24 protein-coding genes are annotated in these 21,455 nt (G+C 53.1%); 13 read left to right on the forward strand and 11 right to left on the reverse strand.

The genetic code is table 11. The features are described from left to right. Window positions 1-23 precede the first annotated feature (23 nt). From rlmB to dnaB, 6 genes are all read left to right on the forward strand, one after another. On the forward strand, window positions 24-767 hold the full coding sequence (gene rlmB, locus IB286_RS02960; protein ID WP_190762254.1) for a 23S rRNA (guanosine(2251)-2'-O)-methyltransferase RlmB: 744 nt from the start codon (window positions 24-26) through the stop codon (window positions 765-767). A 172-nt stretch (window positions 768-939) separates the two neighbouring features. Further along, window positions 940-1,383, forward strand: a complete 444-nt coding sequence (gene rpsF, locus IB286_RS02965; RefSeq protein WP_190762256.1) for a 30S ribosomal protein S6 — start codon at window positions 940-942, stop codon at window positions 1,381-1,383. 23 nt (window positions 1,384-1,406) lie between these two features. Continuing rightward, window positions 1,407-1,634, forward strand: coding sequence for a 30S ribosomal protein S18 (gene rpsR / locus IB286_RS02970; RefSeq protein ID WP_190762258.1), 228 nt, complete (start codon window positions 1,407-1,409; stop codon window positions 1,632-1,634). An 87-nt stretch (window positions 1,635-1,721) separates the two neighbouring features. Next, a complete protein-coding gene (locus tag IB286_RS02975; protein ID WP_190762260.1) occupies window positions 1,722-2,486 on the forward strand; it encodes a hypothetical protein in 765 nt (254 codons plus the stop codon). 31 nt (window positions 2,487-2,517) lie between these two features. After that, window positions 2,518-2,964, forward strand: a complete 447-nt coding sequence (gene rplI, locus IB286_RS02980) for a 50S ribosomal protein L9 (protein WP_190762262.1) — start codon at window positions 2,518-2,520, stop codon at window positions 2,962-2,964. A 152-nt stretch (window positions 2,965-3,116) separates the two neighbouring features. Further along, complete coding sequence (gene dnaB / locus IB286_RS02985; RefSeq protein ID WP_190762264.1) at window positions 3,117-4,541, forward strand: replicative DNA helicase; 1,425 nt, start codon at window positions 3,117-3,119, stop codon at window positions 4,539-4,541. Between the two features lie 59 nt (window positions 4,542-4,600). On the opposite strand, the gene tatC is transcribed toward dnaB, so the two are convergent. The 10 genes from tatC to IB286_RS03035 all read right to left on the reverse strand — a co-directional run bounded on the left by tatC (window position 4,601) and on the right by IB286_RS03035 (window position 11,739). Next, window positions 4,601-5,368, reverse strand: coding sequence for a twin-arginine translocase subunit TatC (gene tatC, locus IB286_RS02990; RefSeq protein WP_190762266.1), 768 nt, complete (start codon window positions 5,366-5,368; stop codon window positions 4,601-4,603). Then, window positions 5,349-5,768, reverse strand: a complete 420-nt coding sequence (gene tatB / locus IB286_RS02995; RefSeq protein WP_190762268.1) for a Sec-independent protein translocase protein TatB — start codon at window positions 5,766-5,768, stop codon at window positions 5,349-5,351. The genes tatC and tatB overlap by 20 nt, the downstream gene beginning before the upstream one ends. Before the next feature lie 3 nt (window positions 5,769-5,771). Further along, on the reverse strand, window positions 5,772-6,008 hold the full coding sequence (gene tatA / locus IB286_RS03000) for a Sec-independent protein translocase subunit TatA (protein WP_190762271.1): 237 nt from the start codon (window positions 6,006-6,008) through the stop codon (window positions 5,772-5,774). Between the two features lie 28 nt (window positions 6,009-6,036). Beyond that, window positions 6,037-6,375, reverse strand: coding sequence for a phosphoribosyl-ATP diphosphatase (locus tag IB286_RS03005; RefSeq protein ID WP_190762279.1), 339 nt, complete (start codon window positions 6,373-6,375; stop codon window positions 6,037-6,039). Window positions 6,376-6,378: 3 nt separating this feature from the next. After that, the gene (hisI, locus tag IB286_RS03010; RefSeq protein ID WP_190762281.1) at window positions 6,379-6,777 is read right to left on the reverse strand and encodes a phosphoribosyl-AMP cyclohydrolase; all 399 of its coding nucleotides are present in this window, start codon (window positions 6,775-6,777) and stop codon (window positions 6,379-6,381) included. A gap of 60 nt (window positions 6,778-6,837) precedes the next feature. Further along, window positions 6,838-8,454: a ubiquinone biosynthesis regulatory protein kinase UbiB gene (gene ubiB, locus IB286_RS03015; protein ID WP_190762283.1), complete on the reverse strand. Its 1,617-nt coding sequence runs from the start codon at window positions 8,452-8,454 to the stop codon at window positions 6,838-6,840. A 14-nt stretch (window positions 8,455-8,468) separates the two neighbouring features. Further along, window positions 8,469-9,107 carry a ubiquinone biosynthesis accessory factor UbiJ gene (locus IB286_RS03020; RefSeq protein ID WP_190762285.1) on the reverse strand — a complete coding sequence of 213 codons (639 nt, stop codon included), beginning with the start codon at window positions 9,105-9,107 and terminating at the stop codon, window positions 8,469-8,471. Beyond that, the gene (gene ubiE, locus IB286_RS03025) at window positions 9,104-9,853 is read right to left on the reverse strand and encodes a bifunctional demethylmenaquinone methyltransferase/2-methoxy-6-polyprenyl-1,4-benzoquinol methylase UbiE (protein ID WP_190762287.1); all 750 of its coding nucleotides are present in this window, start codon (window positions 9,851-9,853) and stop codon (window positions 9,104-9,106) included. The genes IB286_RS03020 and ubiE overlap by 4 nt, the downstream gene beginning before the upstream one ends. Window positions 9,854-9,983: 130 nt before the next feature. Continuing rightward, window positions 9,984-10,676, reverse strand: a complete 693-nt coding sequence (locus IB286_RS03030; protein WP_223826053.1) for a replication protein P — start codon at window positions 10,674-10,676, stop codon at window positions 9,984-9,986. Continuing rightward, window positions 10,585-11,739, reverse strand: coding sequence for a DnaT-like ssDNA-binding domain-containing protein (locus tag IB286_RS03035; protein WP_190762288.1), 1,155 nt, complete (start codon window positions 11,737-11,739; stop codon window positions 10,585-10,587). Before IB286_RS03035 ends, IB286_RS03030 begins: the two co-directional genes overlap by 92 nt. 85 nt (window positions 11,740-11,824) lie before the next feature. Between IB286_RS03035 and radA the strand changes: the two genes are divergently transcribed. Next, window positions 11,825-13,198 carry a DNA repair protein RadA gene (gene radA / locus IB286_RS03040; protein ID WP_190762290.1) on the forward strand — a complete coding sequence of 458 codons (1,374 nt, stop codon included), beginning with the start codon at window positions 11,825-11,827 and terminating at the stop codon, window positions 13,196-13,198. 20 nt (window positions 13,199-13,218) lie between these two features. Here the strand turns inward: radA and IB286_RS03045 are convergent, their stop codons facing one another. Next, the gene (locus IB286_RS03045) at window positions 13,219-15,687 is read right to left on the reverse strand and encodes a penicillin-binding protein 1A (RefSeq protein ID WP_190762292.1); all 2,469 of its coding nucleotides are present in this window, start codon (window positions 15,685-15,687) and stop codon (window positions 13,219-13,221) included. A 192-nt stretch (window positions 15,688-15,879) separates the two neighbouring features. Here IB286_RS03045 and IB286_RS03050 point away from each other — a divergent pair, with 192 nt between their 5' ends. From IB286_RS03050 to aroK, 6 genes are read left to right on the forward strand one after another with little or no spacing between them, the layout of a single operon-like run. Next, window positions 15,880-16,950 carry a pilus assembly protein PilM gene (locus IB286_RS03050; RefSeq protein WP_190762294.1) on the forward strand — a complete coding sequence of 357 codons (1,071 nt, stop codon included), beginning with the start codon at window positions 15,880-15,882 and terminating at the stop codon, window positions 16,948-16,950. After that, window positions 16,950-17,510 carry a PilN domain-containing protein gene (locus tag IB286_RS03055; protein ID WP_190762295.1) on the forward strand — a complete coding sequence of 187 codons (561 nt, stop codon included), beginning with the start codon at window positions 16,950-16,952 and terminating at the stop codon, window positions 17,508-17,510. The genes IB286_RS03050 and IB286_RS03055 overlap by 1 nt, the downstream gene beginning before the upstream one ends. Window positions 17,511-17,524: 14 nt before the next feature. Beyond that, window positions 17,525-18,142, forward strand: a complete 618-nt coding sequence (pilO, locus tag IB286_RS03060) for a type IV pilus inner membrane component PilO (protein ID WP_190762296.1) — start codon at window positions 17,525-17,527, stop codon at window positions 18,140-18,142. Next, the gene (locus IB286_RS03065) at window positions 18,139-18,666 is read left to right on the forward strand and encodes a pilus assembly protein PilP (protein ID WP_190762297.1); all 528 of its coding nucleotides are present in this window, start codon (window positions 18,139-18,141) and stop codon (window positions 18,664-18,666) included. Before pilO ends, IB286_RS03065 begins: the two co-directional genes overlap by 4 nt. A 21-nt stretch (window positions 18,667-18,687) precedes the next feature. After that, entirely contained in the window at window positions 18,688-20,889 is a 2,202-nt protein-coding gene (gene pilQ / locus IB286_RS03070; RefSeq protein ID WP_317889684.1) for a type IV pilus secretin PilQ family protein, read from the forward strand. 9 nt (window positions 20,890-20,898) lie between these two features. Continuing rightward, window positions 20,899-21,429, forward strand: coding sequence for a shikimate kinase AroK (gene aroK, locus IB286_RS03075; RefSeq protein ID WP_317889685.1), 531 nt, complete (start codon window positions 20,899-20,901; stop codon window positions 21,427-21,429). Window positions 21,430-21,455 lie beyond the last annotated feature (26 nt).

The raw sequence follows: 21,455 nt of genomic DNA on the forward strand, positions 1-21,455 counted from the left end.
CTCTCGAATTCGGATTTAATATCGTGTCGGAACGTATTTTTGGCCTGCATGCCGTGCAGGCGGTTTTATCGCGCCAAGCTGGGCGGATTGAAGAAATTTTTGTGCAGGAAGGCCGCCATGACAAGCGCTTGAATGAGCTGCTTGCTCTGGCGAATAAAGCGGGAGTTCGCGTGACCGAAACGCCGCGCGCCGAGCTGGATAAAATGGTTGAGGGGCGTCATCAAGGTGTTGTTGCGCTTGCCCAATCACTTAAGGCAAGTAGCGAAAAAGATTTGCCCCAGCTAATTCAAAATGCCGGCGCTGGTGCGTTGGTGCTGATTTTAGATGGTGTGACCGATCCTCATAATTTGGGTGCCTGCTTGCGCAGTGCCGATGCCGCAGGCGTCACGGCTGTAGTGGTGCCTAAAGATAATTCCGCCGGGCTAACCGCAGTGGCGCAAAAAGTTGCCTGTGGAGCTGCTGAAACGATTCCTTTTATAGAAGTTACCAATCTAGCGCGCAGTATGAAAACCATGCAGGACGCTGGTTTGTGGTTTATCGGTCTGGCGGGCGAAGCGGATCGCACCCTGTACGAGCAGGATTTGCGCGGTCCGGTGGGTTTGGTGATGGGGGCGGAAGGCAGCGGCCTGCGTCGTCTGACTCGCGAAAATTGTGACTTTCTTGCCAGTTTGCCAATGGCGGGTACCGTTAGCAGTCTTAACGTCTCTGTCGCCACTGGTATCTGCCTATTTGAGGCGGTGCGCCAGCGCGGCCTCGCGGCACAGTAAGCACGCTCAAAATTGTATAAAAAATGGCCTAATAGCTTGCATTTATTACTGGGCTTGCCTAGAATCCGCGCTCCTAAATTAACAGCAGTCCCCGTGTCCGGGTTGTAAACGGAAAGCGGAACTGTACTCCTTGCCACACTGAAAAGGTGGCTAAACCCGTAAGGAGCATACAATGCGTCACTACGAGATCGTGTTTCTGGTGCACCCTGACCAGAGCGAGCAAGTCAACGGTATGGTCGAAAGATATACCCAGACTATCGAAAAAGACGGCGGTAAAGTTCACCGCCTAGAAGACTGGGGCCGCCGTCAACTGGCTTACCCAATCAACAAAATCCACAAAGCACACTACGTGCTGATGAACGTCGAGGCGACTGCCGAGGCCGTGGAAGAACTGTCTACCAACTTCCGCTACAACGATGCTGTTCTGCGTAACATGATCATCCGTCGTGACGACGCTGTGACTGAAGAGTCACCGATCATGAAGGCTGAAAAAGAAAGCCGCGAGCGTCGTAGCCGCAATGAGCAGCGCCAAGAGCGCCGCGATGCGGAACAAGATGAAGACAACAACAGCGATGAAGATTCAGCAGAAGAAGTTACTGCTGAAGACGCTGAATAATTGCGGAACTAAGGAGATAAGTCATGGCACGTTTTTTCCGTCGTCGTAAGTTCTGCCGCTTCAGTGCAGAGGGCGTTAAAGAGATCGATTACAAAGATCTGGAAACCCTGAAAGCCTATGTATCCGAGACTGGCAAAATTGTTCCCAGCCGGATCACTGGAACCAATGCCAAGTACCAGCGTCAGCTGTCTACAGCTATCAAGCGCGCTCGTTACCTGGCTCTGCTGCCGTACACCGACAGCCACAAGTAATACGTTTCCGTGCGCCCACTTGCTGAGTTCATCTTAAAGGGGCGACTCCAAGCCGTAGCGGTAGCCGGTTTGGGGATGGGAACACTGATGTTTGCCTGGGTTGGCGCTGCCGCTGCCGCCCTGGTTGCCCTGAGAAAGGGATTAGCTGAAGGCGCTTACGTTGTATTTTGGGCGCTGCTTCCCGCCATTGCCGTAGCGGTAATGGCGAGGGATGTTGGTCCGTTGACCATGCTGCTGGGAACAGCAGTAACGGCAGCGGTCTTGCGCACCATGCAGTATTGGCCTTATGCCTTGCTGGCTGCGGTTGGCGCTGGTTTGGCCAGTGCTACTGCGTTGAATGTTGCCGGTCAGGCCTATTTGGCGGAAGTGTTGGCAATGGTCAACCCGATGCTGGAGCAGTTTCGCCAGCAGGGTGCCAAGATCAACATTCAGGCGGGTGATGTTGCCGCTGTGATTGGGGTGAGTACCTGTTTGTGGAGTGTGTTGGCGGTGATGCTGGCGCGCTGGTGGCAAGCAGTACTGTTTCGCCCGGGTGGTTTCCGTGAGGAAATGTGGCAATTGCGCCTGCCGCCAACGGTCACGCTAATTCTGGTGGCCTTGCTGTTATTGCTGAGCAATATGGGTGAGGTTTACCGTTTTTGGGGTATCTGCTGCGCACTGCCATTTATTGTGGCGGGTTTGGCACTGGTTCACGGCGTAGTTGGTCGTTTGAACTTGGGCCGTGTGTGGCTAGTGGTTTTGTATGTGGCGCTGTCCTTGGTGGGCCCATTGTGGGCCGTGATTATGCTAGTGGCAGTGTTAGACAGTTGGATTGATTTTAGAAAGCGTCTGCCGGTTCCGCCGGAACAGTAGGCGACGCAGACGCAAAGAGAGGGTTAGAACCATGCAAGTGATTCTGCTGGAAAAAGTTGGCAAGCTGGGTAACCTCGGCGACCAAGTAAATGTGAAATCCGGTTACGGCCGTAATTTCCTGGTTCCCTTTGGCAAGGCGGTACCTGCCACTGCGGATAATGTAAAAGCGTTTGAAGCACGTCGTGCTGAGCTGGAAGCGGCTGCAGCTGAGAAACTGAGCGAAGCAACTGCCCGCGCTGAGCAACTGGCTGCCGTTAGCGTAACCATCGAAGCCAATGCTGGCGAAGGTGGCAAGCTGTTCGGTTCTATCGGTACTCGCGACATTGCTGACGCAGTGACTGCGGCTGGCGTTGCCATCGACAAGAGCGAAGTGCGTATGCCAGAAGGTCCGATTCGTGAAATCGGTAGCTTCGAAGTCGCTATTCAGATTCACTCTGACGTAACTCAGAACGTTAACGTTACTGTTGTTGCAGAATAAGAGTTGCTGAAAAAAGCTGCTGAGTAATCTCTAACCGGGATTGCGGCTAGCGCGAACAAGGCCACCATTTGGCGGGCGTTGATACTCGCGTTACTAAAAAAGTGTGTCAGGCATAGCCGGCACGCTTTTTTTTTGCCACAATTTCCGGCCGAATGAATGTTGGACTGACCGTGCAGGCTGAATCCCAAGAACCCGATTTTCCCCCCGATTTTGATGAGTCGGAATTTGCGCAATTAAAGCTGCCTCCCCATTCACTTGAGGCGGAGCAGTCTGTGCTGGGCGGTTTAATGATCGCCCCGGAAGCTTGGGATAGTGTGGCCGATGCGGTGGGTGAGGGCGATTTTTTCCGTCCTGAACACCGGCATATCTTCGCCTGTATGGCGCGCTTGATTGAGGCGCAGCAGCCCATCGATGTGGTTACGCTGGCAGAAAGTCTGGCTCGTAATGGCAAGTTGGAAGATATTGGCGGCCCTGCCTATCTCGCCGAAATTGCCGGTAACACCCCCTCTATTGCCAATATTCGCGCCTACGCAGAAGTGGTGCGCGAGCGTGCTATTTTTCGGGCGCTGATTTCCGCCGCCAATACCATTGCCGATAAGAGCTTTAACCCGGAAGGGCGCAGCAGTGATGAGGTGCTGGATGAAGCTGAGCGCTGCATTATGCAGATTGCCGAGGAGCGACCTAAAACCGGCGGCCTAGAGCCGGTCGGGCCGCTACTGAAGCAAGCCGTTAATAAAATTGATGAGCTGTTTAATAGCACCGATGATATTACCGGGCTGACTACCGGCTTTCAGGCGCTAGATGAAATGACATCGGGCCTGCAAAAGTCTGATTTGGTGATTGTGGCCGCGCGTCCATCTATGGGTAAAACCACCTTTGCCATGAACTTGGTTGAGAACGCGTTGTTGGCGAAAAACCTGCCGACTCTGGTGTTCAGTATGGAGATGCCGGCCAGCCAATTGATGATCAGGATGCTGTCCTCGGTTGGCAAAATCGACCAGACCCGCATGCGGACCGGGCAGTTGGAAAGTGAAGACTGGGGCAAGCTCAGTGGTGCCGTAGAGCGCTTAAAAGACAAGTTGCTGTTTATTGATGACACCCCAGCACTGACCCCCACTGAAGTGCGCAGCCGGGCGCGTAAAGTTATGCGGGAGCACGGCCAGATCGGCATGATTATGCTCGATTACCTGCAGTTGATGCGCGTAGCGGGTAATAGCGAAGGTCGTACTGCAGAAATTTCTGAAATCTCTCGCTCGCTCAAAGGGATTGCCAAAGAATTTGAGTGTCCGGTGGTGGCGCTATCCCAGCTAAACCGTGCGCTAGAACAGCGGCCCAATAAGCGGCCGGTAAACTCTGACTTGCGGGAATCGGGAGCGATCGAGCAGGACGCCGACGTGATTATGTTTATCTATCGCGACGAGGTCTACAACGAGGAAACCGAGCACAAAGGCGTCGCGGAAATTATTATCGGCAAGCAGCGGAACGGCCCGATAGGTACCGCGCGTTTAGCCTTTATTGGTAAGCACACGCGGTTTGAGAATTTGGCGGTAGGGTATTCTGATTCCGACGATTATTGATTCAGATTGGTGACTGCACTCTAAATCCTACTTGTCGGCCGCATTTATTCTGCGGGTGCTTATTCTTCTGGTGCTTGTTCTTCTGGTATTTGTTTCTTACGAGATTTTTCAATCAAGCCGCCAAAGAACACCCCAATCTCAAACAGCATCCACATGGGAATGGCTAATAGCGCTTGAGAAATGACATCTGGCGGTGTGAGTAACATGCCCACCACAAAGCAGCAAACAATCACATAAGGCCGTTTGCCGGCCAATTCCTCGGCTTTGATTACCCCGGCACTGATAAGCAGAATGGTGGCGATGGGAATTTCAAAAGCAGCGCCAAAAGCCAGAAACAGCTTTAATGCGGTATCCAAAAATTTGGAAATATCCGGGGTGTAGGCTACACCCTCAGGGGTAATGCTGCTGAAAAAGCCGAATACTAGCGGGAACACCACAAAATAGGCAAAGGCGAGGCCGGCGTAAAACAGAATCACACTGGAAACCAGCAGCGGCGCCGCCAAGCGCTTTTCGTGTTGATACATGCCGGGGGCGATAAAAGCCCAAGCCTGATGAAGAATAACCGGAATCGCCAGACAGAAGGCGCTAACCAGTACCAGCTTAAACGGGGTGAGGAAGGTCGAGGCGATTTCAGTGGCGATCATGCCGCTGCCTTCGGGCAGCAGAGATTGCAAGGGCGCGGAAACGAAGCTGTAAATCTCTCCAGAAAAAGGCATGAGCGCTAGCGCGCACACAAGAATAGCGAGTACGCAGCGCAACAATCGGTCGCGCAGCTCAGTTAGGTGGGAAACAAGGGGTTGCCCGCTGTCAGTCTCGGCGCTGCTCATCGTTTAGCTTTTCTGAATGGTCTGTAGGGGCGGGTTCAGTTATTTCCGTGCCGCCCAGTTCGTCTTCTTTATCGGTGGCGTTCGCCTCGGGCGGCATAATACTATTGCCGATCTGCTGCAGGGCGTCATTAGTTGTTTTGGTGGTGCTTTCTAGCGCACTTTGCAGGTTTTTTTCGCTCTCTTTTAGCGAGGCCATCACCTGCTCGTTATGGAGCTGGCGACGAATTTCATCGGCGCCGACTTCGCGCTCAATCTCGCTGCGGATTTCATTAAAGCTGCGGCGAAATCGGCCAAGCCACAAGCTAATTGTGCGAATTGTGCCGGGCAGGCGCTCGGGGCCGATCACCAATAGACCGACCACCGCAATTAATAGCAGCTCACCAAAACCCATATCGAACATGGATTATTTCGACTCGTTCTTCTGCTCGGTTGAGGTGGTATCAGCTGACTCGTCAGCCTGTTCCTCGATATTTTTTTGCTGGGTAGCGTCTCCGTCTTTATCGCCCATGGCGTCTTTAAAGCCTTTGACTGCACCGCCCAGATCGCCGCCGATATTTTTAAGTTTTTTAGTGCCGAACAGCAGCACCACAATGGCGAGGATGATAAGCAGTTGCCAGATACTGATTCCGCCAAGTCCCATGGTTGTCTCCAGATAATATTAGTGCGAATTAATTAGAGGGTGTGCGCGACGCTTTTTCTTCCAGCCCCGAGAGACCAAAACGGCGTGCGAGTTCATTGAGTACGGCTTGGTGATTTTCACCGCGCTCGGCCAGCATCACCAGGCTGTGAAACCACAGGTCGGCGGTTTCATAAATCAGTTTACTATTGTCGCCGCTTTGCTCGGCATCTTTGGCCGCCAACACTGTTTCAATAGCTTCTTCGCCGACTTTTTCCAGAATTTTATTCAGGCCTTTATGATAAAGGCTGGCAACGTAGGAGCTGTCTGCATCTGCGCCTTTGCGCTCGGCTAATACTTGATCGAGCTGTTCAAGAATACTTTGTGCCATGACTTAGGTTTTATCCTGATAAATACTTTCGGGGTCGCGAATCACTTCTTCGCGGCTCTGCCATTGCTGATCTTTTAAGCCGCGATAAAAGCAACTCTCACGGCCGGTGTGGCAGGCGATGCCGCCGAGTTGTTCGACTTGCATCAGCAGGGCATCACCGTCGCAATCCAGCGCAATATCCAGCAGGTTTTGCACGTGGCCAGAGCTTTCGCCTTTGCGCCACAGTTGTTGGCGCGAACGGGACCAGTAGATGGCGCGGCCTTCTTTAAGACTGAGTTCAAGAGACTCGCGATTCATCCATGCCATCATTAATACGCGCCCGCTTTTGGCGTCTTGGGCAATGGCGGCGACGAGGCCGTCGGCGTTCCATTTTATCTGGTCGAGCCAGTGACTTGTGCTCATGACTTGTTTCTCAATTTTTTACGAGGGCTACTTTACCCTAATCGCGTTGTTTTTCAGAGCTTAGCGGCGGCGTCTTAGCGCAAAAAACAGACTTAAACCCAGTAATACGAGGCTCTCGGTCGGCAGGGTCTTCAGGTTTTCTGCCCATTCTGGGTTGGCGACAATAACGGCACCGGCAAGGCAGGCCAGTGCCAGTGTTTGGCTGTATTGATGACCGGGTTTGCGCGGAGCAGCGACATTATGGTGTTGTGGCGTTCGCGCTAACGGTGCCGTCGCCGTCCTTTCAAGTAGGGTTTCCGGCAGGTGGGGCAGCTGTTCCAGCCAGCCGGGCAGGCGGTGGCTGACTTTGCGCAGCATGGTTTGTGGTGAATAGCGGTCGCGAATCCAATTTTCGAGAAAGGGCATTGCGGTGGCCCATAAATCCAATTGTGGATAAAGCTGGCGGCCTAGCCCTTCGATATTCAATAGCGTTTTTTGTAGCAACACCAGCGAGGGCTGCACTTCCATATCGAAGCGGCGGGCGGTTTGGAATAAATACACCAGCAATTGACCGAAGGAAATTTCCGCCAGCGGTTTTTCAAAAATGGGTTCGCAAACGCTGCGCATGGCCGCTTCAAATTCGTGAACGCGGGTTTCTGGCGGTACCCAGCCACACTCGATATGGAGTTCGGCGACTTCGCGGTAGTTGCGCTGAAAAATCGCCAACAGATTGCGGGCCAGATAGTACTGATCGAAATCGCTAAGGCTGCCGATAATAGCGCAGTCAATGGCAATGTATTGCGGCGAATGCGGGTTTTCGCGAGAGACAAAAATATTGCCGGGGTGCATGTCGGCGTGAAAAAAACTGTCGCGGAACACTTGGGTGAAAAAGATTTCCACGCCGCGTTCGGCCAGCTTTTTCATATCTGTGCCTTGGGCTTGCAAGGCTGCAATATCAGTGACAGGAATGCCGTAGATGCGCTCCATGGTCAGTACATTGCGGCGGGTGTAATCCCAGAACACTTCGGGCACATAAAGAATTTCAGAGCTTTGAAAATTGCGTCGCAGCTGCGATGTGTTAGCCGCTTCGCGCTTGAGGTCGAGCTCGTCAAAAATAGTGTGTTGGTAATCCTCCACCACTTCGACGGGGCGCAGTCTTGGGCCGTCTGGCAGGTAGTCATGGGCCAGTCGCGCAAGGCTGAAAAGCAGTTTGATGTCTTGGCGTATGATTTTTTCAATGCCTGGGCGTACCACTTTGACAACGACTTTTTGGCCGCTGGGCAGGGTGGCGGTGTGCACCTGCGCGATGGACGCAGAGGCCAAGGGCTGTTGATCAAATTCTGAAAATAATTGGGCGATGGGTTGGCCCAGTGCCTTTTCGATTAACGCCATAGCCTGATCGCTGGGAAACGGCGGTACCTGATCTTGCAGCTTGGCCAATTCGTCGGCCATATCCGGGGGAAGCAGGTCGCGGCGAGTGGAGAGGATCTGGCCAAATTTAATAAAAATAGGGCCCAGTGATTCCAGTGCTAGGCGCAGGTGGCGGCCGCGTTCTCCTTTGGGGTTTGGAAATAAACGCCACGGCCCGGTTTTAAGTAATAATTTGGCGCGCCAAGGTAGGGCATCTGCGGGGATAAGCAGGTCGAGTCGGTAGCGACAAAATATCCAGCAGATGGCGAGCAGGCGGCGCAGCCCCATAGTATGTCCTTGTTTTAGTTCTTTTCGGTCTGTTGAGCGATTCGCTGACTCAGGCTGCGAAGTCGGGCTTCAAGGCGTTCGCTGCGGGTGCGCAGGTCTTCTATCTGTCTAAAGAAATCTTCGGCTTGATAGGGGTGCGGCACTAGTCGGCTTTCTTCCAGTAAAAAATCTTCTACTTGGCGGCGCAGGGTTTTGGCGCCTTGCAGGGCCCAACGCTGTCCTGCGCGGAGGCTGCTGCCGATCTGGTGGGCGACAACATCACCAAAGGTATTTGCCAGGGGGCGCTCCCAGTCCAGATCCAGTTGGCTGAGAATATTGCGTAATTCCAGCAGTGGGGCGGTATCACCCTGAATTGTGATGTCGCCATTAATTAAGGCAGTTGCGGGATCGTCGGCGCTGGCAATGCGGGCGAATTCGGCCCAACTGCCGCTTAGGCGCGTATCAACTTTTGTTTGTGAATCACTGTTCAGCCTGATGTGACCGCTTTGGATGGCAATGCCAAGAAAGATCTCGGGTTCTTGTAGCTGCAGGGCGAAGCGTTTGCCATTGAGGGTGCTGAGTTGTTCGGGGGCGCGGCTGTCCAGTGTGATGCCGCGATTAATGGCATCTTCCAGCGCTCCTAGGGCGGCACTTTGCAGCATACCGTTGATCAAGGTTTGATGCCCCGGTGCAGCGCAACAATGCCGCCGGTCAGGTTGTGGTAGCGGGTGTCGACAAAGCCGGCCTCATCCATCATGCCTTTCAGGGTTTCCTGGTCGGGGTGCATACGAATGCTTTCCGCCAGATAGCGGTAGCTTTCTTCGTCGTTGGTGACCAGCTTGCCCATCTTGGGCAGGATATCGAAGGAATAGCGGTCGTAGACTTTGCCGAGTAATTCGCTGGATGGTTTGGAAAATTCCAGAATCAGCAGGCGACCGCCGGGCTTTAGTACGCGCAGCATGGAACGAATGGCAGCATCTTTGTCGGTGACATTGCGCAGGCCAAAGGCGATGGTGATGCAGTCGAAATGATTGTCGGGGAACGGCAGGCATTCCGCATTGGCTTGCACGTATTCAATATTGTCGACAATGCCCTTGTTGGTGAGTTTTTCGCGGCCCACTTTCAGCATGGAGTCGTTGATGTCGGCGAGCACGACTTTGCCCTGACTGCCGACCAAGCGGCTGAATTTTGCGGCCAGATCGCCAGTGCCGCCAGCGATATCGAGGACTTTTTGGCCGGGGCGTACGGCGGAAGATTCGATGGTGAACTGTTTCCACAGGCGGTGAATGCCACCGGACATCAGGTCATTCATCAAGTCGTATTTGGCAGCCACCGAGTGAAAAACACCGGCGACCATGCCGGCTTTGTCTTTGCTTTCTACGGTACGAAAGCCGAAATGAGTGGTTTTATCGTCTGCCATGTGTTGCTCGCCTGAAACTCGTCAAAATAATGTGGCGGCTATTGTAAGGTATTTGCCGCCGCTTGGCAGGTTGCTGTCGTGCCTGCTTTTGCGTGCTAACTGAATCTGATGTTTCTGAATTTGGGGAACATCAAATATTTAGCTTGCGGCGCATTTCTCTGAGTTTTTCTTTTTGTTGTTCGGGGTCTAGTGGTTGGTGAATTTCTTTGGGTAGTGCCATGTGAGTTGGTGCGGGTAGTTGCTCGCCGCGACGCAGGCGTTGGCATAGTTCGTCGTAATGACGACGAAATAGCGGGTAGGCATTGGCCTCGCTGGAATTGGCGAGGAAAAACCAGTCGCAGGCTTTGCCGGCGTGGTACACGGCAGGGTGTGACCAGTCGTATTTCGCCTTGGGTGACGGTGCACGGCAGGCTTCTAAATACGCGCTATGGCTGTCTGGTAGCCCCAGCTCTGTATCATCCGGCTCGCAGTATTTTAAAATGCCGCGAATAGTGGGCAGGTATTCGGATTCACGAATAGCGCGGTGGCTGGCGTCCAGAATACGTTTTGGATCGACATCGCAGAGGTTGTTAAACCAGAGTTTTTTTGCGTAACCGAGTTTTTCTGCCGTGGAATACGCCTTGTGGTACTGGTTGTGGTAGACCAGTTCAAACTCGGCAAACATCTGGTTGATCGCGTCGATAACCGCGTTGCGATCTGGGCTCTTAGAGGCTTGCTCAGAAGCCTCTGGTTCAGAGCCCCTCTGCCCAGCTTCGGTCGGTGTGCTTGGCGATGAATTCAGTTGTTGCCGGGCTTGTTCCAGTAGATCCTTGCTGTCGCGCATCGCTTTGTCCAAAGTGGTGGTTATTGGCCCAGCGGTATTTTACATGCTGCAGAAATTTGGTGTTCCACGAGCGCTGGGCTTGGCCGCTGTCGCGCCAGTACAACATAAACTCGCGCACTTGGTCACGGGCAAAGTTGGCATCGATACAGGCCATTCGCAGAATATCAAACACTTCCGGGCTGGGTTGCCAGTCGCGGGGCAGGGTGGTGTATTCGTCTTCGCGGTCTACACTTTGTTTGAAGCGCGACCACTGCAGGCGTATGTGTTGCAGAAAGCGTGAATTCCAATTGCTATCCACGGTGCCGCGTTCGCCCCAGTACAAAATAAATTCGGGAATGGCATCCTCAATAAAGGAGCGGCTGATGCCTTCGCGTAATAAAATTTCCCAAGCGTCACGGCTGGGTTGCCATTCTTTATTAATGCCGCGCTGACTGTTTTGCTCGATCTCCCAGCGCTGCTGCTTTTCCCAGCGGCGTTTGGCAAAACTCATAAAGACCGCTTCCCAAGAGGATTTGGCTTCGCCGCTTTCTTGGTAGTGGGCAATAAAGAGGGGTACCAGTTCTTCTATAAAATCATCGGTGAGTTGATTGATGTTTTTTAGAAAGTCGATGGTGCCTTGGCTGGGGCGCCATTGCGCGGAGATTTGTTGCTGGCCTAAAGTCAGCGCGTCTCGTCGGGGGCTGGCTTGGGTGACTTGTGTCACTCTGGCAGGTGATGATTTTGTTTGCGATATCGCCCGTTCTGTCTGTGCTGTGGGGGTTTCTGCGCTTAGCGCAAAGCGGAAATTGCGACTGTTAGGCGTAAGTGCACTGCCGAGGACCAGCAAGCCTAGATCGTGTAGCTTGCGCAGCGGCTGCTCAATTTCTGCCCATGTCCAAAACGGTAATTGCTCGCTCAATTGCTGCTTGTCGATCAGATACCAGCGTTGTCCCGCCTGTTCGTGAGCGCTTAAAAACTGGCGCCATTCGCTGAGTAATTGATACAGCAGCGCGGCATCCAAGCCGATGGTGGCGGCGAGGCTGGGCGAGACGGTAAGGCTGCGTTCGGGTAGTGGAGTCGACATCGATTCATGCTCTAATAACGCCTTTCATTGTACGGGGAAGCGGCGCTGCCTGTCAGCCCGAATTCGGAGAAGGGAGAAACCATTAATGGCCAAAGCCAAAACGGCTTATGTCTGTGTGGACTGTGGTTCTGACCACAATAAGTGGCAGGGGCAATGTCAGGATTGCGGTGCTTGGAATACGCTGTCTGAGGTGCGCCTGGGGGCGCCGTCACGGGTGGCGGCCAGTGGTAATCGAAGTGGTTATGCCGGGGCTAATGGCGGCGGCGTTCTTGCGCTATCTGAGGTGGTGCTTGAGGAGTTGCCGCGCATCGCCAGCGGATTTGATGAGTTTGATCGGGTGTTGGGCGGCGGCTTGGTGCCGGGTTCGGCAATTCTGTTGGGTGGTCATCCCGGTGCGGGTAAAAGCACCTTGTTATTACAGATTTTGTGTCGTTTGGCGGAGCGCAACGATTGCCTATATGTCACCGGGGAAGAGTCCTTACAGCAAATCGCTATGCGCGCCAGTCGCTTGGGGTTGAAGGCAGATGCGCTGAAACTCTATGCCGAAACCAGTGTTGAGCAGTTGCTGGTGCAGTTGGACAAGCTAAAGCCCAAAGTGTTGGTGCTGGATTCGATCCAAGTGATGCATAGCGACCATATTAGCTCGGCGCCGGGCAGTGTGTCGCAGGTGCGTGAATGTGCGGCAGCGCTGACGCGATTTGCCAAGCAGACCGGCACGGTGTTGTTGATGGTGGGGCATGTCACCAAGGATGGCAGCTTGGCCGGGCCTAAAGTGCTGGAACATATTATTGACTGCTCAATCATGCTGGAGGGCTCCAGTGACAGCCGTTACCGCACATTGCGTGGCCATAAGAATCGCTTTGGCGCAGTGAATGAACTGGGCGTGTTTGCGATGACTGAGCAGGGGCTGAAGGAGGTTAAAAACCCTTCCGCTATCTTCCTGAATCGGGGTGAAGAAATTGCTGCCGGCAGCGTGGTTATGGTGGTTTGGGAGGGGACGCGTCCGCTTTTGGTAGAGATTCAAGCGCTGGTTGATGAGTCGGGTTTTGGTAATCCGCGCCGGGTGGCGGTGGGTTTGGAGCAGAATCGTTTGGCGATGTTGTTGGCGGTATTGCACCGTCATGGCGGTTTGCAGTTGGGCGATCAAGATGTGTTTGTGAACGTGGTCGGTGGCGTGAAAGTGCTGGAAACCGGGGCGGATTTGGCGCTGCTGTTTGCCTTGGTATCCAGTTTTCGCAATCAGCCGCTACCGGAAGATTTGGTGGTGTTTGGCGAAGTGGGTTTGTCTGGCGAGATTCGCCCCGTTCCCAGCGGGCAAGAGCGTATTCAAGAGGCGCGCAAGCACGGCTTCAAACGTGCCATTGTGCCGGCGGGCAATGCGCCGCGATCCTCAGCTGCTGATGCAGGAATGAGTGTTATCGCGGTGCATAATTTGGCCGAGGCGCTAGAGGCGCTCTAATCCTCTAGGAAATAGAGCCCTTAGAAAATATCGTAGGGGCTCTCTTGGCTTTCTTGACCTGGGTAGTTCCCGGATCTGGACTGAGCTTCTGGCGCATTTTCAGTTTTGAAATATTCAAAGATGGCATTGCTTTGGCCTGGAGAAGCCAGCTTGCCATTGTCCGGGTCGATTTTGACCGAGACGACTCCCTGAGGTTGCGGCAGGTGGCGCTCTGTGCGGCCTTCGAGAGCGACTTTCATGTAGTCAATCCAGATTGGCAGCGCCACTGAGCCGCCGTATTCGCGGCGCCCCAACTTTTTATTGTCATCAAAGCCGGCCCACGTGGAGGTGACTACGCCACTGCTGTAGCCAGAAAACCACGCGTCTGTCGGGCCGTTAGTGGTACCTGTTTTGCCGGCGGCGTCGCTGCGATTCAGTGCCAGTGCTTTGCGGCCAGTGCCCTTGCGAACCACGTCTTGCAGCATGCTGTCGATTAAAAATGTGGTTTGTTCACTGAGAATGCGTGGAGCTTGATTCAGGCTGAGCAGTTCTTCTTCCTCGCTATTTAGCAGGTCATCAAGGCTTTCCATCTCAAGGTGGGCGGGAACAAATTCCTGCTCGTTATTTGCCAGTGCATCACAGTGATCACAGACTTGTGCTGGATTGGCGCGATAGAGGGTATTGCCATTGCGATCGATAATGCGGTCCATCACCCAGGGTTTGACCTTGTAGCCGCCGTTGGCAAAAGTGGCATAGCCGGTAACGATGTCGATCATCGAGAGGGAGTGGCTGCCCAGCGCTAGGGATAAATCTAGCGGTAATTGACTGCTGTCGAAACCAAAGCGTCCGACATAATCAATGGCGGTGCGAATACCCAATTGTTGCAGTAAACGGATGGAAACAAGGTTTCGTGACAGGTACAGGGCTTTTCTCAGCCGCATTGGGCCGCTAAACGTGCCGCTATCATTATCTGGACGCCAGGTGCCGCCGAGTTTTTCATCCTCAAAGACAATGGGGGCGTCGTTGATGATGCTGGCGGGGGTAAATCCGTTGTCCAATCCCGCGGTGTAGATGAAGGGTTTGAAGTTGGAGCCGGGCTGGCGAGCCGCTTGCGTCGCGCGGTTAAAGGAGCTTTTTTCGTAGTCGTAACCGCCCACCAAGCTCAGAATGGCGCCGTTGTCGGCATTTAGTGAAATCAGCGCGCCTTGTACTTCGGGGAGTTGTGATAAACGCCATTGCTCATTGGCGCTGGGGTGACGACGCAGGCGTACAACGTCGCCGGGCTTGACCAATTCCTCGGTGTTTTTAGCTTTGTAGCTAACGCGGTCTTCGCTGATGTAGCGATCCATCCCCTCAAAGCTGTGTTCCCAGTCTAGGGTAATGTGTTCCCCGCCAGCCAGCAGCGCCGTGGCGGTTTTTTCTGTGTTGCTGATGATCAGTGCTGGCAGCCACGGGCCGATGGGGCCGATGGCATTCAGGCGGCTGCGAAAATCAATAACCGATTCTTCGTCTAGGGTTTCCGGGAGGGGCCATTGCTGCTCGGGGCCCCGGTAACCGTGGCGCAAATCGTATTCGGTAACGCCGTCCAGAACGGCCTGCTGAGCGGTTTTTTGCAGCTTGCTGTCGATGCTGGTGATAACCGTAAAGCCTTCTTCGTAGGCGCTTTGGCCGTAACGCCGCAGCATCTCAATGCGGATCATTTCGGCAACATAAGCCGCATTGAGATCGAGTTTGGCGCCGTGGGCGCGGGCTGTAATGGGTTCGTGGAGGGCGGCTTGATATTGCTGGTCGTCAATATAGTCCAGTTCCAGCATACGGCCCAGAATCCAGTTGCGGCGCACGCGAGCGCGGCTGGGGTTGGCAATGGGGTTGTAAGCTGAAGGTGCTTTAGGTAGGCCGGCAATCATGGCAATTTGAGCCAAATTTAGTTCTTTTATCGGTTTTCCGTAATACACATATGCAGCAGCTTCAATACCATAGGCGTGGTGACCGAGAAAGATTTTATTCAGGTAGAGTTCGAGAATGTCACCTTTGCTTAGGCGGCGCTCGATTTCGATGGCCAGAAAAATCTCGGTAAATTTGCGGGTAAAGGTTTTGTCGCGGGTCAGGAAGTAGTTTTTTGCCACCTGCATGGTGATGGTGGAGCCGCCGGATTTAATGTCGCCGCTGGTAATAAGTTGTAGTGCGGCGCGCAATAAGCCTGCGGGATCAACGCCTCGGTGTTGGAAAAAGCGGTCATCTTCCGCAGCCAGAAAGGCCTTGATGGCAAGTTCAGGGACTTCCTGAATGCTGATGGGGGTACGGCGTTTTTCGCCAAACTCACCAATGAGCTGGCCGTCTTTGCTGTAAATGCGCAGTGGGGTTTGCAGTTCGACGTCGCGCAGGGCTTCGGCCTTGGGAAGTTGCGGATCAATGTAGAGAAAGGCTGCCGCTGTGATCATGACAAGCCCGGCAACAGCAAGGGCGCCGATCAGAAGTAAGGGGCGGAGAAAGGCGAATCGATTGAGCATGAGCGTCCTGTTTTTAGTTTGCTGTGCTATTTTGATTGCAAACTTGCAAAAATAGGCCCATAGGATACCGAAATCTGTGAAGTTATCGGCTATATTTTTTTAGAACTATTTGCGGAATGCGATTCCGTGGTATTTAATTTCTTTAATGTAAAGTGCGCCCTAAGTCCAAGACGTTAATAGGAAAAACTCAAAGTGTTCGATGGCTTGCTAGGTAGTCGCAAATCAAGGAATAGCCTGATTGGCGTCGATATCAGCTCAAGTGCAGTGAAAATGCTGGAACTGAGCCGTAATGGTGACAAGTACCGTGTAGAAAGTTACGCGGTGATGTCTTTGCCTCCTCAGGCAGTGGTTGAGAAAAACTTGGCCGAGGTTGAGGCGGTGGGCGAGATTGTCAAAGCGGTCCACGCCCGCTCGCGCTCGGCGACCCCCCGCGTTGCTGTTGCGGTGCCGGGGTCGGCGGTCATTACCAAGATTCTGCACATGCCGGCGGATATGGATGACACCAGCATGGAGGCGCAGATCGCGCTGGAAGCGGACCAGTATATTCCTTACCCCCTCGACGAAGTGGCGCTGGATTTTGAAGTGCTGGGCCCAGATGGTGATAGCGAGGAAACCAATGAGGTGTTGCTGGTTGCCTGTCGTCGCGACAATGTTGATTCTCGCGTCGAAGCGCTGGAGATTGCCGGACTAGAACCAAAAGTGGTCGACGTTGAAGCCTATGCGATTGAGCGCAGCTTCGGCCTGATTGCCGAGCAGCAGGGCTGGGATGAAAACGCAGTGGTTGCCGTTGTTGATATCGGTTCTAGTATGACGGCGCTGAGCGTAATTGTTGATGGTGAAACAATTTATACCCGCGATCAGGTTTTTGGCGGCCGTCAATTAACCGATGAAATTCAACGCCGCTACGGCCTCAGCTTTGAAGAAGCCGGTTTGGCCAAGAAGCAAGGCGGTCTTTCTGATGATTACGATACCGAAGTGCTAATGCCCTTTAAAGAAGCGGCAATTCAGCAAATTTCACGCTCATTGCAATTCTTTTTCTCCGCTAGCCAGTACAGCGCCGTTGATTTCATCTTGTTGGCTGGTGGCGTGGCGTCAATGCAGGGCTTGCCAGAATTGGTCGAGGAGCGGCTTGGGGTGACTACGGTTGTGGCAAATCCTTTTGCCAATATGGCGGTTTCTTCGAAAGTGGATGCTGCGCGCTTGGCGAATGATGCCCCGTCCATGTTGTTGGCCTGCGGCTTGGCCATGAGGAGCTTTAGTTAATGGCCACAATTAACTTATTACCTTGGCGCGAGGAACGGCGCCAGCAGATTAAAACGGAATTTCTGGTCATCTTAGGTGCTGTAGTGGTGCTGGGTGCGGTAATCGCGCTGATTGTGATGAGCGCTTACAACTCGGCTATTAGCAGTCAGGAAGCCAGAAATGCTTATATTCAGCAGCATATTGAAGTGATCAATCGCGAAGTGGCTGAAATTAAGGATCTTGAGCAACGCCGGCAGCAGCTGTTGGATCGAATGAGCATCATTCAAAGTCTGCAGGGCGAGCGCCCGCTGATTGTGCGGGTGTTTGATGAAATGGTGCGGACTCTGCCCGATGGCCTGTTCTACACCAGAATTGATCGCTCAGATAAGCGCATTAATGCGGAAGGGGTGGCGGAGTCCAATAACCGGATTTCAAGTCTGATGAGAAAACTGGATACCTCACCGTGGTTTGATAACCCCAATCTGGCCGACGTAAAAGCGGCCGATATTCTGGGTGATCAGGCCAGCTCCTTTAAACTTTCCTACAGCATCAGCGCGCCCGCGCCCGATGAAGATAAATAAAGGGAGCTGCTGTGATGCCTTGGAAGGATTGGATTGACGAGTTAAAGCGCTACGACCTCAACGAGCTCGATATAAATAATATTGGTGCTTGGCCGGTGCTGGTTCGCGGCGCGGTCTGGTTGCTGGCTTTTATTTTGGTCTTGGCTGGCGCCTATTTTTATTTGATTGCGGACTTGCGGCTGAACCTAGCCCAAGCGCATGAAAAAGAGTATCAGCTCAAACAAGATTTTGAGCGCAAAGCGTTCAAAGCGGCTAAGTTGGATCCCTTGAAGAAGCAGATGCAGGAGATGGAGCAATCTTTCGGTATTTTGCTGGGGCAGCTTCCCGCCGATACTGAAGTGCCGGGTTTGCTTGAAGATATCACCGAAAAAGCCGTGAGTAACGGCTTGGCAATCAACAGCATAAAGTTGCAGGCAGAAACCGCAAAAGAGTTTTATATCGAACTGCCGATAGCCATTAAAGTCAGCGGTAGTTACCACGATTTGGCGGCGTTTGTGAGCGGTATAGCCAGTCTGCCGCGTATCGTCACGCTGCATAACTACACCATCGAAGGGAAAAAGGGTTCAGAGCAGTTGAATATGGATATTCTGGCCAAAACCTATCGCTACAAAGATTCGGAGGGCGGTAAATGAAACGCTCACCTTGGCTGATTATTCTCGCATCTGCTGCCTTGATTTCCTGTGGCGGTGGCAATAAATACAGTGATCTAGATACTTTCTTTGAAGAGACTCGCGCCAAGCCCAGTGGTCAAATTCCACCGGTGCCAGCTTTGCAAGCCTATCGCGCATTTACTTATTCCGCGTCGGGTTTGCGCAGTCCGTTTTCACGGCCAGTCGATGTTAAAGAAATCGAGCGCATTCAAGCTTCGCAGTCGGTTAAGCCGGACGATAAGCGTGAAAAAGAGTTCCTCGAAAGTTTCTCGATTGATTCGCTGAAAATGGTTGGCACCATTAACCGTAAAGGCGAGCGCTGGGCGCTGGTTTCAGATCCGGATCGCGGTATTCACCGGGTGCGGGTGAGTAATTATCTCGGCCGTAATCACGGCAAGATTATCGAAATTGGTGAAAATTATATTTCCGTATTGGAGATTGTCTCCAATGGCGGAGACGGATGGGTAGAAAGACCGCGTAGTCTCGAATTGGCGACGGGTAAATAGAATATGAAAGCGGAGATTTCAATGAATAAGCCGAAAAATATGCTCGGTCTGTCGCGACGCGGTGCTGCATTCAGCGCGGCCCGGTTTGGGCGGCTGATGGTGGCGGTTTCTGCTTTGCTGTTCTCGGTAATGGCATCCGCAACGACCTTGGTTGATGCGCAGTTTAACGCCTTACAGGGTGGCGAGTTTGAGGCTCGGTTTCGTTTTGAAGGTGCGGCGCCCGAAGTGAAGGGCTACACCATTGAGCGCCCGGCGCGGATCGCGCTGGACTTGGTGGGGACGGATAATCGCCTGACCCAGAAGAAGTTTCCTCTGGCCTACGACAATGCCAGCAGCGCGGTGATTCTCGGCGGGCAAGATCGCACCCGGGTGGTGTTGAACTTGATCAACCTTGCGCCCTACGAGACTAAAGTTGTTGGCAATGAATTGGTGGTAACGGTTGGTGGCCAAGGCGGAAAACCCTATCTGAAAAAGACTCAGATGGATGTGGTTGAGGCCATGGCATCTCGTCCGGCTTTGCAATCGGGCAACCAGATTGCCGATTTGGACTTCCGTCGTGGCGAACTCGGCGAAGGTAAATTGGTTGTTAAATTGGCCGACCCCAAGGCCGATATCGATGTTCAAGTGGAAGGCAGCAAAATCAAGCTGAGCTTTGACGGTGTCAGTCTGCCTGCAAGCCTGCAGCGCCGTTTTGACGTGGTGGATTTTGCCACGCCAGTTAAATTGCTGACCGCGACTCAAGGTGATCGCGGCGCCCAGATTGCCCTGGAAACAACGGGTGAATACGACTATCTGGCTTATCAAGCTGATAACGAATATGTGGTGAGCGTGAAGCCGCTGACCCAACAAGAAGTTAAAGAGCGTCGTAAAGAATTTGAGTTTGTCGGCGACAAGCTGTCTCTTAATTTCCAAGATATTGAAGTGCGCTCAGTGCTGCAGTTAATTGCAGACTTCACCGAGCTGAACTTGGTCGCCAGTGATACGGTAACCGGTAGCATCACTTTGCGCTTGGACAATGTGCCTTGGGATCAGGCGTTGGCTTTGGTGCTGAAAACCAAGGGTTTAGACAAGCGCCAAGTGGGCAATGTGTTGATGGTGGCGCCTGCGGCTGAGATTGCGGAGCGTGAGCGTCAACAAATTGAGGCGCAAAAGCAAGTTGAAGAGTTGGCCCCGCTGCAAACCGAGTATATTAAAATTCGTTATGCTGATGCGGCAGAGCTGTTCAAGCTGTTTCAGGGTGGGCAATTGGGTAATGGCGGTCAGTCGGGCGGTGGCTCGAATGATAGAAATACAACCTCTAGTATTTTGTCGCCACGCGGTACCGTAATTGTTGATGCCAGAACTAACTCGCTGCTGATTACCGAAACCGCAGAGCGACTGGAAGAATTCCGCCGCCTAGTGGCGCTAATTGATGTGCCAGTACGCCAAGTGCAAATCGAGGCGCGTATTGTGCGTGCAACCTCAGACTTCGATCGTGCTCTAGGCGTGCGTTGGGGGGGCGCGTACGGCCGAAACAAAAATGGAAAAACCTACACCGCCAACGGTGAGCTTTTCTCTGATCAAATCACCCAGCAGGTTATTGCCTCAGGGGGCGGAATTCAAAATGCCTCACCGGGTCTGGTTTCAGATTTGGGCGTAACCGCACCGGCGGGTAGCTTTGCGCTGGGCTTTATTGGACCTGATGTACTGCTGAATCTTGAGCTTTCAGCGCTGGAGTCGAAAGGTCGTGGTGAAGTTGTGTCGCAGCCCCGTATTGTGACCGGAGATAAGCAACAGGCCACCATTAAATCAGGTACTCAGATTCCTTATCCGAAATCGAGCTCTGGCGCTAATGGCTCTGGTTCCGTTGAGATTGTGTTTAAGGATGCCGTACTGAAGCTGGATGTAACGCCAAGCATTACCCCGGATGATCGAGTGATTATGGATTTGGTCATCAACCAAGACACTATTGGTGAATTGGTTATTGATACTGGTACCGGCGGCTCAGTACCCAGCATCGATACCACGGAGTTGCAAACTCGCGTGTTAGTGAATAACGGTGAGACGGTTGTGCTGGGCGGTATTTACGATCAGAGTGATATTGAGTCCGAAGCGAAAGTGCCTTTCTTTGGCGATATTCCGCTGCTTGGTCGTCTGTTCAAACGCACCAGTGTGACCCGCGAAAAACAGGAAACGCTCATTTTCATTACGCCACGTATTCTTGCCGATAACTTGGTGGATTAAGGCTTTCGAGTGCAAAAAAGTATAGGCTCGTTTTATCTGGTCGGCCCCATGGGGGCCGGCAAGACCACAATAGGACGGATGTTGGCAGAGAGTTTATCTCTGCCTTTTTACGATGTGGACCGCGAAGTTGAAGATCGCAGCGGGGTGGATATCCCCTGGATTTTTGATATGGAAGGCGAACAGGGCTTTCGCGATCGTGAGTCCGCCATGCTAGATGAATTGGGTAGCGGCCCCCGTGCGGTGATTGCTACCGGTGGTGGCGCGGTCATTCGCGACGAAAACCGCAGCTTAATGTCTAATCGAGGTGTGGTGATTTATTTGTGCACCACGGTTGAAGAGCAGATTCGCCGTACGGCCAAAGACCGCAAACGACCCTTGCTGCAAAAGGGTAATCCCGAAGAAACCCTGCGTAAGCTGATGGCTGAACGCGAACCGCTCTACGTGCAAGTGGCCGATTTAACGCTGCAAACTGATGAGAACAGCCCGCGCTTGGTTGTTCAGAATATTGTTGCCCAGCTGCGAGAGCTGGGTTACTGCTGATATACTGCTCCCCATCTTTTAATTAT

This window comes from Spongiibacter pelagi (assembly GCF_014705705.1).
GTDB classification, from domain to species: Bacteria; Pseudomonadota; Gammaproteobacteria; order Pseudomonadales; family Spongiibacteraceae; genus Spongiibacter; species Spongiibacter pelagi.

Excerpts from the sequence above, each read along its gene's own strand:
- rpsF (WP_190762256.1), top strand. The coding sequence starts at position 940 with ATGCGTCACTACGAGATCGTGTTTCTGGTGCACCCTGACCAGAGCGAG.
- rpsR (WP_190762258.1), top strand. The coding sequence starts at position 1,407 with ATGGCACGTTTTTTCCGTCGTCGTAAGTTCTGCCGCTTCAGTGCAGAG.
- IB286_RS02975 (WP_190762260.1), top strand. The coding sequence starts at position 1,722 with ATGTTTGCCTGGGTTGGCGCTGCCGCTGCCGCCCTGGTTGCCCTGAGA.
- rplI (WP_190762262.1), top strand. The coding sequence starts at position 2,518 with ATGCAAGTGATTCTGCTGGAAAAAGTTGGCAAGCTGGGTAACCTCGGC.
- dnaB (WP_190762264.1), top strand. The coding sequence starts at position 3,117 with ATGAATGTTGGACTGACCGTGCAGGCTGAATCCCAAGAACCCGATTTT.
- tatC (WP_190762266.1), bottom strand. The coding sequence starts at position 5,368 with ATGAGCAGCGCCGAGACTGACAGCGGGCAACCCCTTGTTTCCCACCTA.
- tatB (WP_190762268.1), bottom strand. The coding sequence starts at position 5,768 with ATGTTCGATATGGGTTTTGGTGAGCTGCTATTAATTGCGGTGGTCGGT.
- tatA (WP_190762271.1), bottom strand. The coding sequence starts at position 6,008 with ATGGGACTTGGCGGAATCAGTATCTGGCAACTGCTTATCATCCTCGCC.
- IB286_RS03005 (WP_190762279.1), bottom strand. The coding sequence starts at position 6,375 with ATGGCACAAAGTATTCTTGAACAGCTCGATCAAGTATTAGCCGAGCGC.
- hisI (WP_190762281.1), bottom strand. The coding sequence starts at position 6,777 with ATGAGCACAAGTCACTGGCTCGACCAGATAAAATGGAACGCCGACGGC.
- ubiB (WP_190762283.1), bottom strand. The coding sequence starts at position 8,454 with ATGGGGCTGCGCCGCCTGCTCGCCATCTGCTGGATATTTTGTCGCTAC.
- ubiE (WP_190762287.1), bottom strand. The coding sequence starts at position 9,853 with ATGGCAGACGATAAAACCACTCATTTCGGCTTTCGTACCGTAGAAAGC.
- IB286_RS03030 (WP_223826053.1), bottom strand. The coding sequence starts at position 10,676 with ATGCGCGACAGCAAGGATCTACTGGAACAAGCCCGGCAACAACTGAAT.
- IB286_RS03035 (WP_190762288.1), bottom strand. The coding sequence starts at position 11,739 with ATGTCGACTCCACTACCCGAACGCAGCCTTACCGTCTCGCCCAGCCTC.
- radA (WP_190762290.1), top strand. The coding sequence starts at position 11,825 with ATGGCCAAAGCCAAAACGGCTTATGTCTGTGTGGACTGTGGTTCTGAC.
- IB286_RS03045 (WP_190762292.1), bottom strand. The coding sequence starts at position 15,687 with ATGCTCAATCGATTCGCCTTTCTCCGCCCCTTACTTCTGATCGGCGCC.
- IB286_RS03055 (WP_190762295.1), top strand. The coding sequence starts at position 16,950 with ATGGCCACAATTAACTTATTACCTTGGCGCGAGGAACGGCGCCAGCAG.
- pilO (WP_190762296.1), top strand. The coding sequence starts at position 17,525 with ATGCCTTGGAAGGATTGGATTGACGAGTTAAAGCGCTACGACCTCAAC.
- IB286_RS03065 (WP_190762297.1), top strand. The coding sequence starts at position 18,139 with ATGAAACGCTCACCTTGGCTGATTATTCTCGCATCTGCTGCCTTGATT.
- pilQ (WP_317889684.1), top strand. The coding sequence starts at position 18,688 with ATGAATAAGCCGAAAAATATGCTCGGTCTGTCGCGACGCGGTGCTGCA.